The organism is Cryobacterium sp. Sr8 (assembly GCF_004403225.1).
Classification (GTDB): domain Bacteria; phylum Actinomycetota; class Actinomycetes; order Actinomycetales; family Microbacteriaceae; genus Cryobacterium; species Cryobacterium psychrotolerans.
In genome coordinates this window covers 1-18,723 of the sequence record NZ_SOHO01000063.1, presented here as the reverse complement: position 1 = coordinate 18,723, position 18,723 = coordinate 1, and the positions used below count along the sequence as shown (strand labels likewise).

The 18,723-nt window shown below is 69.7% G+C and carries 22 protein-coding genes; 20 read left to right on the top strand and 2 right to left on the bottom strand.

Translation table 11 applies throughout. The annotated features are described in order from the left end of the window. Nucleotides 1–285 precede the first annotated feature (285 nt). From E3T54_RS12900 to glmM, 6 genes are all read left to right on the top strand, one after another. Nucleotides 286–1,329 (top strand): GNAT family N-acetyltransferase, encoded by a 1,044-nt coding sequence (locus E3T54_RS12900; protein ID WP_134476036.1) that lies wholly within the window; start codon nucleotides 286–288, stop codon nucleotides 1,327–1,329. A gap of 25 nt (nucleotides 1,330–1,354) precedes the next feature. Then, nucleotides 1,355–2,398, top strand: a complete 1,044-nt coding sequence (locus E3T54_RS12895; RefSeq protein ID WP_134476035.1) for a GNAT family N-acetyltransferase — start codon at nucleotides 1,355–1,357, stop codon at nucleotides 2,396–2,398. A gap of 29 nt (nucleotides 2,399–2,427) precedes the next feature. Continuing rightward, on the top strand, nucleotides 2,428–3,363 hold the full coding sequence (locus E3T54_RS12890) for a tRNA pseudouridine(38-40) synthase TruA (RefSeq protein WP_134476034.1): 936 nt from the start codon (nucleotides 2,428–2,430) through the stop codon (nucleotides 3,361–3,363). A 177-nt stretch (nucleotides 3,364–3,540) separates the two neighbouring features. Beyond that, a complete protein-coding gene (rplM, locus tag E3T54_RS12885) occupies nucleotides 3,541–3,987 on the top strand; it encodes a 50S ribosomal protein L13 (RefSeq protein ID WP_092322337.1) in 447 nt (148 codons plus the stop codon). Nucleotides 3,988–4,035: 48 nt separating this feature from the next. Beyond that, complete coding sequence (gene rpsI / locus E3T54_RS12880; protein WP_092322334.1) at nucleotides 4,036–4,521, top strand: 30S ribosomal protein S9; 486 nt, start codon at nucleotides 4,036–4,038, stop codon at nucleotides 4,519–4,521. Between the two features lie 19 nt (nucleotides 4,522–4,540). After that, nucleotides 4,541–5,902: a phosphoglucosamine mutase gene (gene glmM, locus E3T54_RS12875; protein ID WP_134476033.1), complete on the top strand. Its 1,362-nt coding sequence runs from the start codon at nucleotides 4,541–4,543 to the stop codon at nucleotides 5,900–5,902. An 89-nt stretch (nucleotides 5,903–5,991) separates the two neighbouring features. Here glmM and coaA read toward each other — a convergent pair whose 3' ends face one another. Further along, nucleotides 5,992–6,948: a type I pantothenate kinase gene (gene coaA, locus E3T54_RS12870; RefSeq protein ID WP_092322330.1), complete on the bottom strand. Its 957-nt coding sequence runs from the start codon at nucleotides 6,946–6,948 to the stop codon at nucleotides 5,992–5,994. A gap of 33 nt (nucleotides 6,949–6,981) precedes the next feature. Here coaA and glmS point away from each other — a divergent pair, with 33 nt between their 5' ends. The 10 genes from glmS (at nucleotide 6,982) to E3T54_RS12820 (ending at nucleotide 14,700) form a co-directional block, all read left to right on the top strand. After that, the gene (gene glmS / locus E3T54_RS12865; protein WP_134476032.1) at nucleotides 6,982–8,832 is read left to right on the top strand and encodes a glutamine--fructose-6-phosphate transaminase (isomerizing); all 1,851 of its coding nucleotides are present in this window, start codon (nucleotides 6,982–6,984) and stop codon (nucleotides 8,830–8,832) included. Between the two features lie 24 nt (nucleotides 8,833–8,856). Then, on the top strand, nucleotides 8,857–9,210 hold the full coding sequence (locus tag E3T54_RS12860; protein ID WP_134476031.1) for a holo-ACP synthase: 354 nt from the start codon (nucleotides 8,857–8,859) through the stop codon (nucleotides 9,208–9,210). Continuing rightward, nucleotides 9,207–10,325 carry an alanine racemase gene (alr, locus tag E3T54_RS12855; RefSeq protein ID WP_092322324.1) on the top strand — a complete coding sequence of 373 codons (1,119 nt, stop codon included), beginning with the start codon at nucleotides 9,207–9,209 and terminating at the stop codon, nucleotides 10,323–10,325. The genes E3T54_RS12860 and alr overlap by 4 nt, the downstream gene beginning before the upstream one ends. Before the next feature lie 10 nt (nucleotides 10,326–10,335). Continuing rightward, nucleotides 10,336–10,890: a tRNA (adenosine(37)-N6)-threonylcarbamoyltransferase complex ATPase subunit type 1 TsaE gene (tsaE, locus tag E3T54_RS12850; RefSeq protein ID WP_134476030.1), complete on the top strand. Its 555-nt coding sequence runs from the start codon at nucleotides 10,336–10,338 to the stop codon at nucleotides 10,888–10,890. A 9-nt stretch (nucleotides 10,891–10,899) separates the two neighbouring features. Further along, on the top strand, nucleotides 10,900–11,535 hold the full coding sequence (tsaB, locus tag E3T54_RS12845; RefSeq protein WP_134476029.1) for a tRNA (adenosine(37)-N6)-threonylcarbamoyltransferase complex dimerization subunit type 1 TsaB: 636 nt from the start codon (nucleotides 10,900–10,902) through the stop codon (nucleotides 11,533–11,535). After that, a complete protein-coding gene (gene rimI, locus E3T54_RS12840) occupies nucleotides 11,532–12,017 on the top strand; it encodes a ribosomal protein S18-alanine N-acetyltransferase (RefSeq protein WP_134476028.1) in 486 nt (161 codons plus the stop codon). Before tsaB ends, rimI begins: the two co-directional genes overlap by 4 nt. Continuing rightward, nucleotides 12,014–13,081: a tRNA (adenosine(37)-N6)-threonylcarbamoyltransferase complex transferase subunit TsaD gene (gene tsaD, locus E3T54_RS12835; RefSeq protein ID WP_092322318.1), complete on the top strand. Its 1,068-nt coding sequence runs from the start codon at nucleotides 12,014–12,016 to the stop codon at nucleotides 13,079–13,081. Before rimI ends, tsaD begins: the two co-directional genes overlap by 4 nt. Nucleotides 13,082–13,179: 98 nt before the next feature. Next, the gene (locus tag E3T54_RS12830) at nucleotides 13,180–13,599 is read left to right on the top strand and encodes a DUF4190 domain-containing protein (protein ID WP_134476027.1); all 420 of its coding nucleotides are present in this window, start codon (nucleotides 13,180–13,182) and stop codon (nucleotides 13,597–13,599) included. Nucleotides 13,600–13,649: 50 nt separating this feature from the next. After that, the gene (locus E3T54_RS16985) at nucleotides 13,650–14,222 is read left to right on the top strand and encodes a DUF4190 domain-containing protein (RefSeq protein ID WP_134476026.1); all 573 of its coding nucleotides are present in this window, start codon (nucleotides 13,650–13,652) and stop codon (nucleotides 14,220–14,222) included. A gap of 67 nt (nucleotides 14,223–14,289) precedes the next feature. Continuing rightward, nucleotides 14,290–14,700, top strand: coding sequence for a hypothetical protein (locus tag E3T54_RS12820; RefSeq protein ID WP_092322313.1), 411 nt, complete (start codon nucleotides 14,290–14,292; stop codon nucleotides 14,698–14,700). A 39-nt stretch (nucleotides 14,701–14,739) separates the two neighbouring features. Here the strand turns inward: E3T54_RS12820 and E3T54_RS12815 are convergent, their stop codons facing one another. Then, the gene (locus E3T54_RS12815) at nucleotides 14,740–15,930 is read right to left on the bottom strand and encodes a class I SAM-dependent methyltransferase (protein WP_134476025.1); all 1,191 of its coding nucleotides are present in this window, start codon (nucleotides 15,928–15,930) and stop codon (nucleotides 14,740–14,742) included. Between the two features lie 131 nt (nucleotides 15,931–16,061). Between E3T54_RS12815 and groES the strand changes: the two genes are divergently transcribed. From groES to E3T54_RS12795, 4 genes are all read left to right on the top strand, one after another. Then, on the top strand, nucleotides 16,062–16,358 hold the full coding sequence (gene groES / locus E3T54_RS12810) for a co-chaperone GroES (protein ID WP_066597535.1): 297 nt from the start codon (nucleotides 16,062–16,064) through the stop codon (nucleotides 16,356–16,358). A 74-nt stretch (nucleotides 16,359–16,432) separates the two neighbouring features. Then, a complete protein-coding gene (gene rarD, locus E3T54_RS12805) occupies nucleotides 16,433–17,401 on the top strand; it encodes an EamA family transporter RarD (RefSeq protein WP_134476024.1) in 969 nt (322 codons plus the stop codon). 48 nt (nucleotides 17,402–17,449) lie between these two features. Continuing rightward, nucleotides 17,450–18,181: an ABC transporter substrate-binding protein gene (locus tag E3T54_RS12800; RefSeq protein ID WP_134476023.1), complete on the top strand. Its 732-nt coding sequence runs from the start codon at nucleotides 17,450–17,452 to the stop codon at nucleotides 18,179–18,181. Between the two features lie 196 nt (nucleotides 18,182–18,377). Continuing rightward, nucleotides 18,378–18,723: ABC transporter substrate-binding protein (locus tag E3T54_RS12795; protein ID WP_241977220.1), on the top strand; the 346-nt coding region annotated here is incomplete at its 3' end.

The window sequence follows — 18,723 nt, the reverse complement described above, 5'->3', positions numbered from 1 at the left end:
TGAACGAACTCGCGGATCTCCGCCGTGGTGAATCCTGGGCTTATCGACATTCCCCTGCCTCCTTCTGATCGTGAACTGACTCACAATCAGCCTGACGCAGAGGGCGTTTCGAAATTGAAGGTACTTTTTCCGCAACTCAACGTGGAATGGCCCTGCGCGCGCGGGGGCTGGGGAAGTGGCGCGGGGGAGGTGGCGAAGGGGGAGAGGGCGCGCGGGCGAGGTGGCGCGGGGGAGGTGGCGAAGGGGGAGAGGGCGCGCGGGCGAGGGCGTCGCTAGGCTGGACGGATGGCTGAAGAACTGCGTCCGCTGAGCGAGCGCGTCACCGCGCCGACCGAACCGGCGCTGCCGGAGCATCCGGATGTCGCCGAGTGGCGGCCGGCGACCGACGCCGACATCGACGGAATCTGGCGGCTCCGCCAGGCGATGGGTCGGCTCGACCACCCGAACTACCTCACCACGCGCGGCGCAATCGCCGCCGACTTCGGCTACTCCCACTTCCACCCGGAGCTGGACTCGCTGGTCGGCCTCGACGCGGACGGGCGCATCGTCGCCAACGGCGTGGTGCTGCTCCCGCCCCGGCAGGAGACCCTGGTGCGATCGATCGCGATCGGCGGCGTGCACCCCGAGCTGCGCGGCCGCGGCATCGGGCGGCAGTTGCTCGCCTGGCAGCTGGACCGCGCGAAGCAGCAGCTGGCCTCCTCCGCCAAACGCCTGCCGGGCTGGATCCTGCTCTACGCCGACGAGCGCGCCCCGCAGAACGCGCGGCTGTTCGAACGCGCCGGACTGAACCTCGCCCGCTACTTCCTCTCGCTCGAACGGGTGCTCGCCGAGCCGATCCGCGCGGTCGAACCGGCCGACGGCATCCGCATCGCCGCGTACACGCCCGCGGTCTCGGCCGCGGTGCACGCCGCGCGCGACGACGCGTTCATGGACCACTGGGCCAGCCAGCCGATGAGCGACGAGAACTGGGCCGCCTTCGTGGGGTCGCGCTGGTTCCGGCCCGACCTCTCCTTCGTTGCCTTCGGCACCGCCCCAAGCGGCCAGGAACAGGTCGTGGGCTTCGTGCTCACCACCGCGAACGAAGACGTCTGGAAGACCCAGGGTTTCACCGGCAGCTACATCGACCTGGTCGGCGTGGTCAGCGGATGGCGCGGCAAGCACATCGCGCAGGCTCTCCTCGCCGCCCAGCTGCAGGCGGGGCGCGCCCTGGGGCACGAGCGCGTGACGCTCGCCGTCGACTCGGCCAGCCCCACCGGCGCCCTCGGCCTGTACACCGGCATGGGGTTCCAGCCGGTTCACCGGAAGCTCGCGTTCACGCTCGAGTTCTGACCCGGCCCGGGAATAGGGTTGGCACATGGTTGACACTGTGCGTCCGCTTCGCGACCGCGTCAGCGCCCCGGAGTCGCTGCCGCTCCCCTCGCATCCGGATGTCGCCGCCTGGCGCCCGGCAACGGTCGCCGACATCGACGGAATCTGGCAGCTCGACCGGGCCATGGGCCAGGTCGACCATCCCAACTACCTGGCCACGCGGGACGAGATCGCCGAAGACTTCGGCTTTTCGCACTTCAACCCGGCGCTGGATTCCCTCGTCGGCCTGGATGCCGAGGGCCGCATCGTCGCCAACGGGATGGTGATGTTCCCGCCCGGGCAGCAGACGCTCGTGCGCTCGGTGTTGCACGGCGGGGTGCACCCCGAACTGCGCGGCCGGGGGATCGGCCGCGAACTCCTCGCCTGGCAGCTCGGCCGGGCGAAGCAGCAGCTCGCGTCGTCGCCGAAGACGCTGCCCGGGTGGGTCATAGCGTTCAGCGACGAGCGCGCACCGCAGAACGCCCGCCTGTACGAGCGCGGCGGCCTGACCCTCGCGCGGCACTTCCTCGCCCTCGAACGGGTGCTCGCCGACCCGATCCGGGAGTTCGCGCTCGCCGACGGCATCCGGATCGCGCCCTACACGCCGGAGCTTTCGGCGGCCGTCCATGCCGCCCGCGACGAGGTGTTCATGGACCACTGGTCCAGCCAGCCGGTCAGCGCCGAGGGCTGGGACGCATTCGTGGGGGCAGAGGTGTTCCGCGGCGACCTGTCTTTCGTCGCCCTGGGCCCCGGCCCGGGAGGCACCGAGGAGATCGTGGGCTTCATCCTCACCACGGTGAACGAAGACGACTGGGAGCGCCAGGGGTTCCCGGGCTCGTACATCAGCCTGGTCGGGGTGCGGCGGGACTGGCGCGGCCGGCACATCGCCCAGGCGCTCCTGTCCGTGCAGCTGGCGGCCTCCCGCGCGGCCGGCCACGAGCGGGCGACCCTCGACGTCGACTCCGCCAGCGCGACGGGCGCCCTCGGCCTGTACACCGGCATGGGGTTCACGCCGACCAACCGGGAGTTCGCGTTCACGCTCGAGTTCTAGCGGGCCGCGCGGCGGCTTAGGCTGGGACTGTGAATCGAGCCCCGGATGACGTCTCCCGGCGCCCGGAGACCACGGACAGCATCCGGATCCGGCTCGACATCGCCTACGACGGCACCAACTTCGCCGGCTGGGCCATCCAGCCGGGCTTCCGCACGGTGCAGGGCGAGATCCAGTCCGGGCTCGCGGCGATCCTCAAACGCTACCCGCCCGGGCCGACGGTGGCGGTCGCCGGGCGCACGGATGCCGGGGTGCACGCCTTCGGGCAGGTCGCCCACGTCGATCTCACCGCGGAGCAGGCCGACGGCCTGGTGCGCCCGCGCCAGGGCATCGGGGTGCGCCCCGCCACGCTCGAACTGGGAGCCGAGCTGCACCACCGGCTGCGGGGCATCCTGGTCAATCGGCCCGACGTCGTCGTCGTCCGCGCGCGCCGGGCGGCCGCCGGATTCGACGCCCGCTACTCGGCCCTCTGGCGCCGTTACGAGTACCGCATCGCCGACCGCGGGGCCCTGCACGACCCGCTGCAGCGCCTGCGCACCACGTGGTATCCGCACGAGCTCGACGCCGGGGCGATGGATGCCGCGGCCGCGAGCCTCGTCGGGCTGCACGACTTCGCCGCTTACTGCAAGCGCCGCCCCGGGGCCACGACGATCCGTACCCTGCAGGAGTTCAGCTGGCGCCGCGACCCCGACGGGGTGCTCGTCGCCGTGGTCAAGGCCGACGCGTTCTGCCACAGCATGGTGCGCTCGCTCGTCGGCGCCTGCGTCGCGGTGGGGGAGGGCAAGCTCGACCCGGCGCGCCTCATCGACCTGCGGTTCGAACGGGAGCGCCCGAGCGGGGACTTCAATGTGATGGCGCCGCACGGGCTGTCGCTCATCCAGGTCGGATACCCTGACGACGCCGAACTGGCCATGCGCGCGGTCGAAACCAGGGCCCGACGGGTACACCCGGACGCCTTCCCCGCCTGAGCGCGCGCCGCCCGAATTGCGAGTCCGGCGCCGGCCGACTATTATTGACCCTTGGTGTCTGTGCGTTGCAGCCAGGCACACGAACGTGAGCCCTCCATCGATCGTGTTCTTCTTCTAGAACACACCCGGAGCGGGATTCACGAACACCTCCGTTCGAAAAAAGAAAGCAGCACACTAGTGACGCGCACTTACACACCCAAGGCAAGCGAAGTCCAGCACGACTGGGTCGTCATCGACGCCACAGACATCGTTCTCGGTCGTCTTGCCAGCCACGCCGCCGTTCTCCTCCGCGGCAAGCACAAGGCCACGTTCTCTCCCCACATGGACATGGGAGATTTCGTCATCATCGTCAACGCCGAGAAGATTGCCCTCACCGGCAAGAAGCTCGAACTGAAGATCGCCTACCGCCACTCCGGTTACCCGGGCGGCCTGACGGCAACCAACTACTCCGAGATGCTCGAGAAGCACCCCACGCGTGCAGTTGAGAAGGCGATTCGCGGCATGCTGCCGAAGAACTCGCTCGGCCGCGCCCAGCTGGCCAAGCTCAAGGTCTACGCAGGCCCGGAGCACCCGCACGCTGCGCAGCAGCCCAAGCCGTACACCCTCGGCCAGGTCGCGCAGTAGCGCCGGCCTCCAGACTTCTCGACTCTAAGAAAAAGGATTCACACCATCGTGGCGAAAATCGCAGACCAGATTGACGCGGCTCCGGAGAGTTACTCGACCGAGTCTCCCGCTGAAGTTGCTACCAAGGCGCCCCGCGCCATCCTCACCGTCCCCGGCGCAGCCGTTGGCCGGCGCAAGCAGGCCATCGCCCGCGTGCGCATCGTTCCCGGAGCCGGCACCATCACGGTGAACGGCCGCGAGCTGAACGACTACTTCCCGAACAAGCTGCACCAGCAGCTGATCAACGACCCGTTCAAGGTCCTCGATCTCCTGGGCAGCTACGACGTCATCGCCCGCATCACCGGCGGCGGCCCCTCCGGCCAGGCCGGCGCACTTCGCCTCGGCATCGCGCGCTCGCTCAACCAGATCGACGAAGAGAACAACCGCGCCATCCTCAAGAAGGCCGGCTTCCTCAACCGTGACGCTCGCGTCAAGGAGCGCAAGAAGGCCGGACTCAAGAAGGCCCGTAAGGCTCCGCAGTTCTCGAAGCGTTAATCCGTTAGCCGACGGCACTATGCCTCGACTTTTTGGCACGGACGGTGTCCGGGGCCTGGCCAACCGTGATCTCACGGCTGGCCTGGCCCTGGGCCTCGCCCAGGCGAGCGCCACCGTCCTGACTCAGGGCCGTCGCGCCGAGGAACGCCGGGCAGAAGGCCGCCGTCCGGTGGCCGTGCTCGCGCGCGACCCGCGCGTCTCCGGGGAGTTCATCTCCGCCGCGGTCGCCGCAGGCCTGGCCAGTTCCGGCGTGGACGTGCTCGACGCCGGGGTCATCCCGACGCCCGCCGCCGCATTCCTCATCGCCGACATCGGCGCAGACTTCGGCGTGATGATTTCCGCCTCGCACAACCCCTCCCCCGACAACGGCATCAAGCTGTTCGCCTTCGGCGGCACCAAACTTCCCGACGACGTCGAGGACCGCATCGAGGCCCACCTCTCGATGGATGTGCTCATGCCCATCGGCGGCGACGTCGGTCGCATCCGCCGTTTCGCCGACGCGGAGGACCGCTACGTCGTGCACCTCCTCGGCACCCTGCCCAATCGCCTCGACGGCATCCACGTCGTGCTCGACTGCGCCCACGGCGCCGCGGCCGGCGTCTCGCCCCAGGTCTTCACGGATGCCGGCGCCACGCTCACCGTGATCGGCGCCGACCCGGACGGCATCAACATCAACGACGGCGTCGGCTCGACGCACCTCGACAACCTCGCCAGGGCGGTGCTGGAACACGGCGCCGACATCGGGATCGCCCACGACGGCGACGCCGACCGTTGCCTGGCCGTGGACCGCGAGGGCAAGATCATCGACGGCGACCAGATCATGGCGATCCTCGCCGTGTCGATGGCCGAACGCGGCGTGCTCAAGGACCGCACCCTGGTGGCGACCGTGATGAGCAACCTCGGCCTGCGGAAGGCCATGGCGGCCAACGACATCACGGTCATCCAGACCAAGGTGGGCGACCGCTACGTGCTCGAGGCGCTCAACGCCGACGGGCTCTCCCTCGGCGGCGAACAGTCCGGCCACGTGATCATGACCGAATTCGCCACGACCGGCGACGGCATCCTGACCGGGCTGCACCTCGTCGCGGAAATGGCGCGCACCGGCAAGACGATCGCCGAACTCGCCTCCGTCATGACGGTGTACCCGCAGATCCTCGTGAACGTGCGCGGCGTCGACCACCGTGCCCTGCACTCCGACGACGTCATCGCCGCCGCGATTGTCGCTGCCGAAACCGAGCTGGGCGACTCGGGCCGTGTGCTCCTTCGCCCCTCGGGTACGGAGCCGATGGTGCGCGTGATGGTGGAGGCGGCCGACCAGGCGACAGCCGACCGGCTCGCGCACAGCCTCGCCGACATCGTCCTCAAGCGCCTGGCAAACTAGCCCTCCACACACCCCCGCGAAACCGCAGTTGTGCGCGTTATTCGACGGGTTTGACGCACACAACTGCGGTTTCGCGGGGATAGGGGCGGCTAGACCTTGCGGAGGAGCACCTTCGAGACGGCGTGGTTCGGGTCCTTGCGCAGCACGAGGGTCGCCCTCGAGCGGGTGGGTCGGATGTTGTGCAGCAGGTTGGGCTCGTTGATGCTGCCCCAGATCTGCCGGGCCCGCGCCCGAGCCTCGTCCTCGCTCAGCTCCGCATAGCGGTGGAAGAACGACTTCGGGTTGGCGAATGCGCCGCGCTGCAGCTTGAGGAAGCGTTCCTCGTACCAGCGGGCGATGTCCTGGGTGCGGGCATCCACGTACACCGTGAAGTCGAACAGGTCGCTGACCGCCAGGCCCTGCCCCGGGCCGGGCGCCGCCAGCACGTTCAGGCCCTCGACGATGAGGATGTCGGGCTGGCGCACGACGATCTGGGCGTCGGGCACGATGTCATAGCGAAGGTGCGAGTAGAAGGGGGCCCTGACCTCTTCGGCGCCGCTCTTAACCGCGGCGACGAACCGGAGCAGGGCGCGCCGGTCGTACGATTCGGGGAACCCCTTGCGCTCCATCAGGCCGCGGCGGGTGAGCTCGGCGTTCGGGAACAGGAAGCCGTCGGTCGTGACGAGTTCCACCCGGGGGGTGTCTTCCCAGCGGGCAAGCAGCTCCCGCAGCAGGCGCGCAATGGTGGACTTGCCGACGGCGACGGATCCGGCGACCCCGATCACGAACGGGGTGGGCTGGGCCCGCTCGCCGAGGAAGTCGCTCGTGGCCCGGTGCAGCTGCCGGGCGCCGGCGGCGTAGAGGTTGAGCAGCCGGCTCAGCGGCAGGTAGACCTCGGAGACCTCGTTCAGGTCGAGCGGCTCGCCGAGCCCGCGCAGCTGAACGATCTCCGTCTCCCGGAGCGGAAGCCGGGTGGAGTGAGCCAGAGCGGCCCAATCGGCACGGTCGAGCTCGACAAATGGGGTGCCGTGACCGCTGTTTGCATTGCTCACAACCGGCTCGGACATTCCACTCAGTTTAGTCCGACTAAAATCGGGTGCATGTGCGGAATCGTGGGATATGTCGGAGACAGCAAAAGTGTGGAAGTCCTCATGGGGGGGCTGCGCCGACTCGAATACCGGGGCTACGACTCCGCCGGGATCGCCGTCATCGATGACGACGGAAAGCTCAACACGGCCAAGCGCGCCGGCAAGCTCGCCATGCTCACCGCCGAGCTCGAGGCGCACCCGATCAACAACGGGCGCACCGGCATCGGGCACACCCGCTGGGCCACGCACGGCGGCCCCACGGACCAGAACGCGCACCCGCACCTCGGGGACAACGGCCGGCTCGCCCTCATCCACAACGGCATCATCGAGAACTTCGGGCCGCTCCGGGACGAACTCCTCGCCGAGGGCTTCGCCTTCACCAGCGAAACCGACTCCGAGGTCGCGGCCCTCCTGCTCGGCCGCGAGTACCAGCGCGTCGGCGACCTGAGCGAGGCCTTCCGCACCGTCGTCGCCCGCCTCGACGGAGCGTTCACCCTCCTCGCGGTGCACCAGGACCAGCCCGGCGTCGTCGTCGGCGCCCGCCGCAACTCACCGCTGGTGATCGGCCTCGGCGACGGCGAGAACTTCCTCGGCTCCGACGTCGCAGCCTTCGTCGAGTACACGCACCGCGCCCTCGCCATCGGCCAGGACCAGATCGTCACGATCACGCCCGACCTCGTCACCATCACCGACTTCGACGGCAATGCCGTCGAGTGCGAGGAGTTCGAGGTTGCCTGGGATGCCTCCGCGTCCGAGAAGGGCGGCTGGTCCAGCTTCATGGCCAAGGAGGTCTCCGAGCAGCCCGATGCCATTGCGAACACCCTGCGCGGACGCATCACCGACGGCCACGTCGTTGTGCCCGAGCTGACCGAATTCGGCGACGACGTGCTGGCGGGCATCCGTCGCATCGTCATCATCGCCTGCGGAACGGCCGCCTACGCCGGCCAGACCGCGAAGTACGCCATCGAGAAATGGGCCGGCGTGCCGGTCGACGTCGAACTCAGCCACGAATTCCGCTACCGCGACCCGGTGATCACCGACGACACCCTCGTCGTGTCGATCAGCCAGTCCGGCGAAACCATGGACACGCTGATGGCCGTCAAGTACGCCAGGGAGGCCGGCGCGAAGACCATCTCGATCTGCAACACCCAGGGCGCAACGATTCCCCGCGAGTCGGATGCGGTCATCTACACGCACGCCGGCCCCGAGGTCGCCGTCGCGTCGACGAAGGCGTTCGTCTCCCAGATCGCCGCGCTCTACCTCTTCGCCCTGCACCTCGCCCGGGTCCGCGGCAGCCTCACCGAAGCCGAGCTCGCGGTGCAGACGGCCGAACTCCAGGCGATCCCCGACAAGGTCGCCACCACCCTGCTCGAGGCTGACTCGATCCGCCAGCTCGCCCAGTGGATGACCGACACCCGCGCGGTGCTGTTCCTCGGCCGCCACGTCGGCTTCCCCATCGCCATGGAGGGCGCGCTCAAGCTCAAGGAGCTCGCCTACATCCACGCCGAAGGCTTCGCCGCCGGAGAGCTCAAGCACGGCCCGATCGCCCTGATCGAGCCGGGCCAGCCCGTGTTCGTCATCGTGCCGAGCCCGCGCGGCTCCGCACACCTGCACCCCAAGGTCGTCTCCAACATCCAGGAGATCCGGGCACGTGGCGCGCGCATCATCGCGATCGCCGAAATCGGGGATGCCGCCGTGCTGCCGTTCGCGGACACCGTGATCCACATTCCCCTCGCCGCGCCGCTGTTCGAGCCGTTCCTGGCCGTGGTTCCGCTGCAGATCTTCGCGATGGAACTGTCCATCGCCAAGGGACTCGACGTCGACCAGCCGCGCAACCTCGCGAAATCCGTCACGGTCGAGTAGCCGACGCATGAACACGGGGTGCGCATGATCAGAGGTATCGGCGTCGACATCGTCGACCTCGCTCGCTTCGAGCGGCAGGTCGAGCGCACCCCCGGGCTCGTCCCGCGCCTCTTCACCGCAAGCGAGCGCGGACTGCCGATCCACTCCCTGGCCGCGCGGTTCGCCTCGAAGGAGGCCTTCGTCAAGGCCCTCGGCGACAGCCAGGCGATCACCTGGCAGGAGCTGGAGGTCGTCACCGACGGCCACGGCAACCCCGGGTTCGTGCTGCACGGCAGTGCCCTCGCCGTGCTCGCGGACCGGGGCATCAGCGGCGTGCACCTCACGATGACCCATGACGCCGGGGTCGCCTGCGCGTTCGTGGTGATGGAGGGACCATGACCGGCTACCGGGAGGCCGTCGTCGACCTCGACGCCATTTCGGCCAATGTCGCGCACCTGCGCGCGCTGACCGGAACCGCGCACACGATGGCGGTGGTCAAGGCGAACGCGTACGGGCACGGCGCCGTTCCCGTTGCCCGGGCCGCTCTGGCGGGCGGCGCGGACTGGCTCGGCGTCGCCGACATCGCGGAGGCCCTCGAACTGCGGGAGGCCGGCATCGGGGCGCCGGTCCTGGCCTGGCTGCACGACCCGGATACGGACTGGTCCGCGGCCATCGCCGCCGACGTCGATCTCGGCCTCTCGTCGGCCGTGCAGTTGCAGCAGGTGGCGGATGCCTCGGCAACGCTCGATTGCACCGCATCCGTGCAGATCAAACTCGAGACCGGGCTCAGCCGCAACGGCGTGCAGGAATCGGAGTGGGCCCCCGTGCTCGCCCTCGCCGCCGAACTCGAACGATCCGGCCGGGTGCGCGTGCGCGGTATCTTCAGCCACCTCTCCAACGCGTCACCGGCCGAAGACACGGAGGCGATCGCGCGCTTCGACCGCGGTCTCGCCCTCGCGGCCGCCGTCGGCCTCACGCCCGAACTCACCCACCTCGCCGCGTCGGCCGCGGCCCTGCGCCTGCCCGCCGCCCGCTATTCGATGGTGCGCCTGGGCATCAGCATCTACGGACTCTCGCCCTTCGACGACGCGTCTTCGGCGGACCTCGGCCTCGTGCCGGCGATGACGCTCCGAGGGAGGGTGGCCGCCGTGCGCCACGTTCCCGCGGGCACCGGCGTCTCCTACGACTACACCTGGCGCGCGCCGGTGGATTCCTCCCTCGCGCTGGTGCCGCTGGGCTATGCCGACGGCGTGCCTCGACAGGCGTCCGGGCGCGCCCAGGTGAGCATCGGCGGCGTTCTCCACCCCGTCGTGGGCCGCATCGCCATGGATCAGTTCGTCGTCAGCGTGGGGCTGGAGCCGGTGGCCGTCGGCGACGAGGTGGTGCTCTTCGGCGACCCGGCGAGCGGGGTTCCGTCCGCCGACGACTGGGCGCACGCGGCCGGCACGATCAACTACGACATCGTCACCCGGATCGGCCGGCGCGTTCCGCGCAGCTACCGGGCGGCGGAGTAGGCGAGCGGCCATGCCATCCCACCCGACCCCGACACCGGCGACCTGGTCGATTGCCGATGCCGAAGCCATGCACGAGTTCGGCCGCGCCCTCGCCGGCCGGCTGCGCGCCGGGGACCTGGTCGTGCTGACCGGCCCGCTCGGCGCCGGCAAGACCACGCTCACCCGCGGGCTCGGCGAAGGGCTGGGCGTGCGGGGCGCGGTCACCAGTCCCACGTTCGTGCTCGCCCGCACCCACCCGAGCACGGCCTGGGGGCCCCCTCTGGTGCACGTGGACGCCTACCGCCTCGCCAGCGCCGTCGAGCTCGACGACCTCGACATCGACTTCGCCGGCTCCATCGTCGTGGTCGAATGGGGCCGCGGGATGCTGGACGGCATCACCGACTCGTGGCTGGACATCGAGATCGAGCGCCCCCTCGGCGCCTCCCAGGCTGCACCCTCCCCGGCCGAGACGCCGATCGACAGCGACCTCGACCTCGACGAACCCCGCACCGTCACCATCACCGCCGTCGGCCCCCGCTGGGCCGGCGACGTCGAGTGGGCGCGCGAGGCAGGGCCCACCGCTTAGGCTGAAAGCGTGCTTCTCGCCATTGACACCTCCGCCGGCACGAGCGTCGCCGTCGTCGACCTCCGCGGCGACGTGCTCGCCGAACGGAGCACCGACGACACCATGCGGCACGCTGAAGCCGTGGGCCTGCTGATCGAGGACTGCCTCCGCGAGGCCGGGCTGGATGCCCGCGCGCTCACCGGCGTGGTCGGCGGCATGGGCCCCGGGCCGTTCACCGGCCTCCGCGTGGGGATCGCCGCGGCCCGCGTCTTCGCGCTCGGCGCCGGCAGGCCGTTCCTGCCGGTGATCAGCCACGACGCCATCGCCTGGGGCCGGTATCAGGCCGGCCACACCGGCGGCCTCCTCGTCGTCACGGATGCCCGTCGCCGCGAGGTCTACTGGTCCGCGTACAGCGGGACGGACGCCGCCGGGCTGCCCGAGCGCAGCGACGGCCCGGGCGTGGCCAAACCGGACGTGCTGCTGGGGGAACAGTGGGCGCATGGCGGCCTGCCCCGGTTCGACGCCGCCGCGGTATCGGCCGGCGAGCTCGGCCGGGTCGCGGCGCTGCGCCTTTTCGAGGGGCATCCGTTCGCCGCCGACGAAGCGCTCTACCTGCGTTCGCCCGACGTCACCATCTCGGCCGGCCCGAAGCGGGTGAGCCGATGACCTGGCAGTTGCGGCACGCCACGCCCGCCGACGTCGACGTGATCATGGCCCTCGAGACGAGCACGTTCGAGAACGATGCCTGGTCGCCCGAGATGATGGCCCGGGATGTCGCCGACCCCAACTGCTACTACCTCGTCGCGTTCCCCCCGGACGAGCCCGGGCGGATCGAGGCCTACGCCGGGCTGCTCGCCCCGCGTGGAGCGCCGGAGGGCGACATCCAGACCATCGCCGTCGCTCCAGCGGCCCGCGGCCACGGACTCGGCCGCACGCTCATGCAGGCCCTGATCGGCGAGGCGCGGAAGCGCGGCGCGCGCGAGGTCTTCCTCGAGGTGCGCGCCGACAACCCCTCGGCGCAGCGCCTGTACGAACGGCTCGGCTTCGCCGAGGTCGGCGTGCGCCGCGGCTACTACCAACCAGACAACGTTGACGCAATCGTCATGCGACTGGTCATCCCCGCGCCGACGATGGAGGCCACCGGATGAATCGCCTGAACCCGCTCGTGCTCGGCATCGAGACCTCCTGCGACGAGACCGGGATCGGAATCGTTCGCGGCACCACCCTGCTCTCCAACACGATCGCGTCCTCGATGGAGGAACACGCCCGCTACGGCGGCGTGGTTCCCGAGGTCGCCGCCCGGGCGCACCTGGAGGAGCTGGTCCCGGCCATCTCCGCGGCCGTGGCGGAGGCCGGCATCCGGCTTACGGACCTCGACGCCATCGCCGTGACCAGCGGGCCGGGGCTGGCCGGGGCGCTCATGGTCGGGGTCGGCGCAGCGAAGGCGCTGGCCGTTGCCCTCGGCAAGCCGATCTACGCCGTGAACCACCTCGTCGGCCACGTCGGAGTCGACCTGCTGCGGAACGGCGCCGACGACGCGGACGAGCCGCTCGAATACCCCACGATCGCCCTCCTCGTCTCCGGCGGCCACACCTCGCTGCTGCTGGTGCGCGACCTGGTCTCCGACGTGGAATTGCTCGGGGAGACCATCGACGACGCGGCCGGTGAGGCCTTCGACAAGGTGGCGCGGATCCTCGGCCTGCCCTACCCCGGCGGACCCGAAATCGACCGCGCGGCGCTTGAAGGCGACCCGAAGGCGATCCGCTTCCCCCGCGGGCTGAGCCGACCCAAGGACATGGCCCTGCACCGTTACGATTTTTCCTTCTCCGGCCTCAAGACCTCGGTCGCGCGCTGGGTCGAACAGCGCCAGGATGCCGGCGAGATCGTGCCGATCGCGGATGTCGCGGCCAGTTTCCGCGAGGCCGTCGTCGACATCCTCCTCACCAAGGCCGTTGCCGCCTGTGTCGACCTCGAGGTGCCCCGTCTGCTCCTGGGCGGCGGTGTGATCGCGAATGCGCGGCTCAGGGAGCTCGCCGAGGAGCGCACGGATGCGGCCGGGATCGCCCTGCGCATCCCCCCGTTGTCGCTCTGCACCGACAATGGGGCGATGATCGCGGCGCTCGGGGCGCAGCTGATCGTGGCCGGGCACGAACCCTCCTCGCTGGGATTCGGCGCGGACTCGACGTTGCCGGTGTCGGACATCCAGGTCTGAAACCGGCGCCCCACCCGGGGATTCGCGGTATTCTGGCACCGCCGCCTCGATCTGCTCGTGACCGGCCTGCTCTCGTCCGGATCACAGAAGGAGTCCTCATGACCGATCCCACCATGCCGCCCGTTGGGCCGCCGTCCGAGAACCAGCCGCCGCCCCCGCCCGGCTACGGACCGCCCGCGGTACCGCCCGCGGCGCCGGCCTACCAGCCGCAGCAGCCCGCCGGCCAGCCGCAGCAGTACGGCCAGCAGCCCTACGGCCAGCCGTACCCGGGCCAGGAGAAGTACAATGTGCTGTCGATCATCGCGATGGTGACCGGCATCCTGGGCATCTCGCTCGTGGCCATCATCACCGGGCACATCGGGCTCAGCCAGATCGGCCGGACCCAGGAGAAGGGCCGCGGTTTTGCGATCGCCGGCCTCATCCTCGGCTACCTCGGCCTCCTGGCGGGCATCGCGGCGGTGATCTTCTTCTTCGTCGTGATGGCCGCGTACGAAACGTCGTCGTCGATGACCGGTTAGACCGCCGCAGCGGGTCCGCGGCAACCCCGTCTTCAGTGGAAGGATTCACCATGACCGATCCCAACAACCCCGACCGCCCTCAGGTCCCGCAGGTGCCGGACGTTCCGCAGGTTCCGGATGTGCCCCAGGTTCCCCAGGTTCCCCAGCAGCCGCAGGCCTCGCCCGCAGCTCCGCCTGCCGATCCGCCGACGGCTTCGCCGGCCTCTGGCGCCCAGACGCCGCCGCCGGCCTACGGCGCGCCCACGCCGCCGCCGGCCTACGGCGCGCCCACGCCGCCTTCTCCGGGGTACGGCATGCCGGCCGCCGGTCCGTATGCCGGTGCCCCGGCACAGAAGCCGCCGATCCTGAGCGTGCTGTCACTCGTCGCCGGCGTCATCGGCATCCTCGGATCGCCCATCGCGTTCATTCCCTTCGTGGGTGGAGTCCTGGGCCTGTTCTTCCCCGCGGGAGCCGTTGTCCTCGGCTTCCTGGGCAAGTCCAGGGAACCCCGGGCCAGGGGCCTCTGGCTGACCGGCATCATCACCGGCATCGTCGGAGCCGCCGTGGCCCTGCTCAGCCTGGTGCTCTGGGGAATCTTCTTCGCGGGCTACCAGCCGGGCACGCTGCCCTCACCTCAGTACTGATCGCACAATCACCGACGGTGGGCGCCGTCGCCTCGGCGCCGCGCACCTGGCTTTCTAAGGAACCGACATGACCGGGCAGGACCGCGACCTCAGGTCGCCGGAGGACTTCCGCCTCGATCTGACCCGCCCGCCGGTGCAGGTCGAGGGCGAGCTCGCCTGGGAGTCCACGATGACGGCACCCACCGAATGGGTGCCCCGCGTGTACACCGAGGACGAGATTCACACGGTGGTCAACCGGCGCGGTTTCTCGATCGCGTCGTTCGTGTGCGGGCTCCTGGGGCTGCTGCTCGGCATCTTCGGCATCTGGGGTGCCACCTTCGCCCTCGCCGCCGTCATTCTGGCCCTGGTGGGTCGGAGCCTGGAGTGCCGGGCGAAGACCTGGTGGGTTTCCGGACTCGTGGCCGGAGTGGCCGGGCTGGCCATCGCGGTCGGCTGGATCGTCTACATCACCCAGGTGCTGCTTCCGGCGCTGGCCTGAGGGACGCCGGGCCGGGAACGCCGGACGGGCGAAGTCCCGCTAACGAACGCGCTCCACGAGCAGGGCGACACGGTGCCCGCCGGCGCGGGTCATCACGAGGGTTCCCGACTCGGGGCCCTTCAGGCGCAGGCGCGCGCGCAGGGTCGCGGGGTCGACATCCACCCCGCGCTTCTTGATCTCCAGCGTCCCGATGCGACGCTCCTGCAGGGCCAGGCGCAGCTTCTTCTCGTCGACCGGCAGTGATTCCAGCACGCGGAAGGCCGAGGCGAACGGGGTCGGCTGCAGGGCGGCGGAGGTCAGGTAGGCGATTCCCTCGCTCAGCATGTGCGCATCGAGGGAGCGGGCGAGGTCGCCGATCAGGCGAGCGCGGATGACCGCACCATCGGGCTCGTACAGGTAGTTGCCGAGTGGGCCGACCCCGACGTCTTCACTGTCGGCGGGGGCGGTCAGCTCCGCGACACCGTCGGGGCCGAGCAGCAGGGCCGAGCGGCGGATCCCGTCCCGGGCCAGGACGCCGAACCACAGGCCCATTTCGACCAGCTTGCCGTCGACGGAGACCCATTGCGCCTCGGCGTCGGCCGGGATGAGGTCGCGGTCGTGGCCGGGACCCAGCTTGACGCCGATTGGCAGGCGCTCGGCCAGGCCGAAGACCCAGTCGAGCGAGGGGGAGTAGTCCTCCGGCCTGGTCAGCCGCGAGGTGTTCGTGTGTCCGGCCGTGCGCCTGGCCGGGTCGAGCCAGGCCGCGTCGAAGTCGTCGAGGTCGATGCTCTCCGCCTCGGCGTTGAGCACGGTCGCGCTCGGGAACGGGGCCAGGTTGTAGCTGGCGACCGCGGCGGTGACCTCATCGGCGTCGACGGCCGTCACCGTGAGCTCCATCGCCGCCATCGCCATCGCATCCCCGCCGATCCCGCAGCCGAGGTCGACGACCCGGTGGGTGCCGGCGGCGACGAACCGGCCGGCGTGCAGCGCGGCGACCCGGAACCGGGTGGCCTGTTCCAGGCCGGCCTCGGTGAAGAGCATCCGCCCGGCGAACTCGCCGAACTTGGCTTCGGCCCTGGCGCGGAGCCGGGACTGGCTCAGCACCGCGGCGACCAGGCCCGGCGGGTGGCCGGCCTTGCGCAGGTCGCTCACCATCCGCACGACATCGACCGTCGATTCATACGGCGGCAACGAGTCCAACAGGCGCAAACCCTCGGGCGACAACAGCTCGACGAGCTCAGAGCGATCCATCCCGCAAACCTACCAAGCCCGCCCGTGTCTGGCACTCACGTTGCGTGAGTGCCAGATGAGCCCTAAACTCGTTTTTAGCACTCTCGCTGTGAGTCTGCTAACCCAAAACTTCGTTAAGAAAGAGGTCAACCGTGTCGGTCTCCATCAAGCCGCTCGAGGATCGCATCGTCATCAAGCAGGTCGACGCAGAGCAGACCACCGCGTCAGGTCTGGTCATTCCTGACACCGCCAAGGAAAAGCCCCAGGAGGGTGAAGTTGTCGCAGTCGGCCCCGGCCGCATTGACGACAACGGCAACCGCATTCCGCTCGACGTCGCCGTCGGCGACAAGGTGATCTACTCCAAGTACGGCGGAACCGAGGTCAAGTTCGGCGGCGAGGACCTCCTCGTCCTGTCCGCCCGCGACGTGCTCGCGGTCGTCGTTCGCTAGTCACCCCCCCGCGTTATCGTTGAATCCCGGATGGCATCGCCATCCGGGATTCTTCACGTTCGGAGGGATACACGATGGATGACGAGCCGACACGGACCGCTGCGGCGAAAGGTGGGCGCACCGGGCGCGCGCCGCGCAGCGACCAGAGCACCGGCCTGATCTTCGCGGTCCTCGCCTACTCCCTCTGGGGGCTCCTGCCCCTCTACTTCATCCTGCTCGTGCCGACTTCGGCGTTCGAGGTCGTTGCCTGGCGGGTGCTGTTCTCGCTCGTCTTCTGCGCGCTCATCATCACCGTCACCCGGCAATGGCGCTCGCTCCTCGGCCTGCTGCGGAGGCCCCGCGTCGTCTGGACGATGGGACTCGCCGGCCTGCTCATCTTCATCAACTGGCAGACGTATGTCTTCGCCGCGCTTAGCGGCCACGTGGTCGAGGCGGCGCTGGGGTACTTCATCAACCCGATCGTGACGGTCGTCCTCGGCGTGCTCGTGCTGCAGGAGCGGCTCAGGCGCCTCCAATGGGTGGCCGTCGGCGTCAGCCTGCTCGCCGTGGTCGTGCTCACCATCGGGTACGGCCGGCTGCCCTGGATCTCGCTCGTGCTGGCGTTCTCCTTCGGCTTTTACGGCCTGATCAAGAAGCGCGTCGGCGGCGACGTCGATGCCGTCGCGGGGCTCACCCTGGAGACGGCCTGGCTCGCTCCGATCGCGGTCATCCAGCTGGTGGTGGTCGGCATGATGTCCGGCCTCACCTTCGGCACGGTCTCGCCGTGGCACACGTTCGGCCTCGTCGCATCCGGGGTCGTCACCGCCGTGCCCCTGCTCTTCTTCGCCGCGGCCGCCCGACGCCTGCCGCTGAGCTACCTGGGGCTGATCCAGAACTTCGCGCCGCTCCTGCAGTTCCTCGTCGGCGTGGTCATCCTGCGCGAACCGATGCCCACCGAGCGCTGGGCCGGCTTCGGGCTGGTCTGGCTCGCGCTGCTCATCCTGACCGTCGACATGATCGCCACGGGCCGCGCACCGCGCCGGGCATCCCTCGAGCCTGCCTGAGTGGACGGTACGCTCGAAGGCGTACCCCGCTGTGAAAGGACACACCAGATGACGTACCGCGCCTTCCCCGTCGTCATCGCCGGGGCCCTAGCCCTGGTCGTCGGCCTGACCGGATGCACCGCCCCCGAGGCCCCGAAGACCCCGAAGCCGACTCCGTCCGCGACGGCACTGCCGGTGCCCGCCCCGTCGGGTGACGGCATCCTGCGCCTGGGAACCATGTTCCCGATGACCGGCGATGCCGCGGCAACGGGAAAGGCCCAGGTCGCCGGGACGGAGGTCGCCCTGCGGGAGATCACCGAGCAGGGCGGGGTTCTGGGCAAGCCGCTTGAGCTGGTCCACCGCAACTCGGCGGGCGACCTCGATGTCGCCCTGACCAACCTCATCGCCCGCAAGGTCGACGTGGTGCTCTGGGATCCCGCCGTGAAGGTGCCCGAGGCGGCGGTGGCGGCCCTCGAGGCGGCGGACATCGCGATCCTTCCGCTCGGCGACTTCATGCACGATGGAAAGCCCATCGCCCCGGGCAACCCGTTCGCGAAGCGGCTTCGCTCGGCCGACCCGGGGCTGACCGGCTTTGTTGGCGGGGCGGAGGCCTTTGACGGCGTCGTCACGGCCGCGCTCGCCGCGACCGTCGCCGGCGACGACGGGGGACCGTCCGTCGCCTCGAGGCTCGATTTCGTCGCATCCGGGCCGACGGCCTGCACGTCCTGGGGCGAATGCCTCGCTGCACTCGCGGACAAGCAGGAGATTCGCTTTGTCGGCGCGACGGGGGAGCGTTCGTAACGATTTGATGCGTATTGATCGTTTTTCGTAACGATTTGGGACGGTTTGCTCAACTTGGAGCCGATTTCCTTGTTTACCCGCAGGTGCTATGCCTACTGTGACTGAACGGCAGCCACTCGGCTGCCGTGATGTAANGAGCGTACTCGCGAAGGCTTCGGCCTCCCGCTCAGTCCGGGCCGTCGTCACTGGTATCGCCATGGTCGGCGTCAGTGCACTTCTGCTCACCGGCTGCAGCGGCACCGCCGCAGAACCCGCCGGTGACAAGGCCCCCGCTGCGAGCGGTGACGCCAAGACGGTCAAGGCCGGCGACCGCGATCTCACCCTGAAGATCGGCACGATTCTTCCCCAGAGTGGCGCCCTGGCCTTCCTCGGCCCGCCCGAAGAAGCCGGCGTGCAGCTGGCCGTGAACGACATCAACGACGCGAACCTCGGGATGAAGGTCGAAGCCGTCTTCCGTGACTCGGGCGACACCACGACCGACACCGCGACCGTTTCCGTGACCGACCTGCTCTCGCAGGATGTCTCGGCCATCGTCGGTGCGG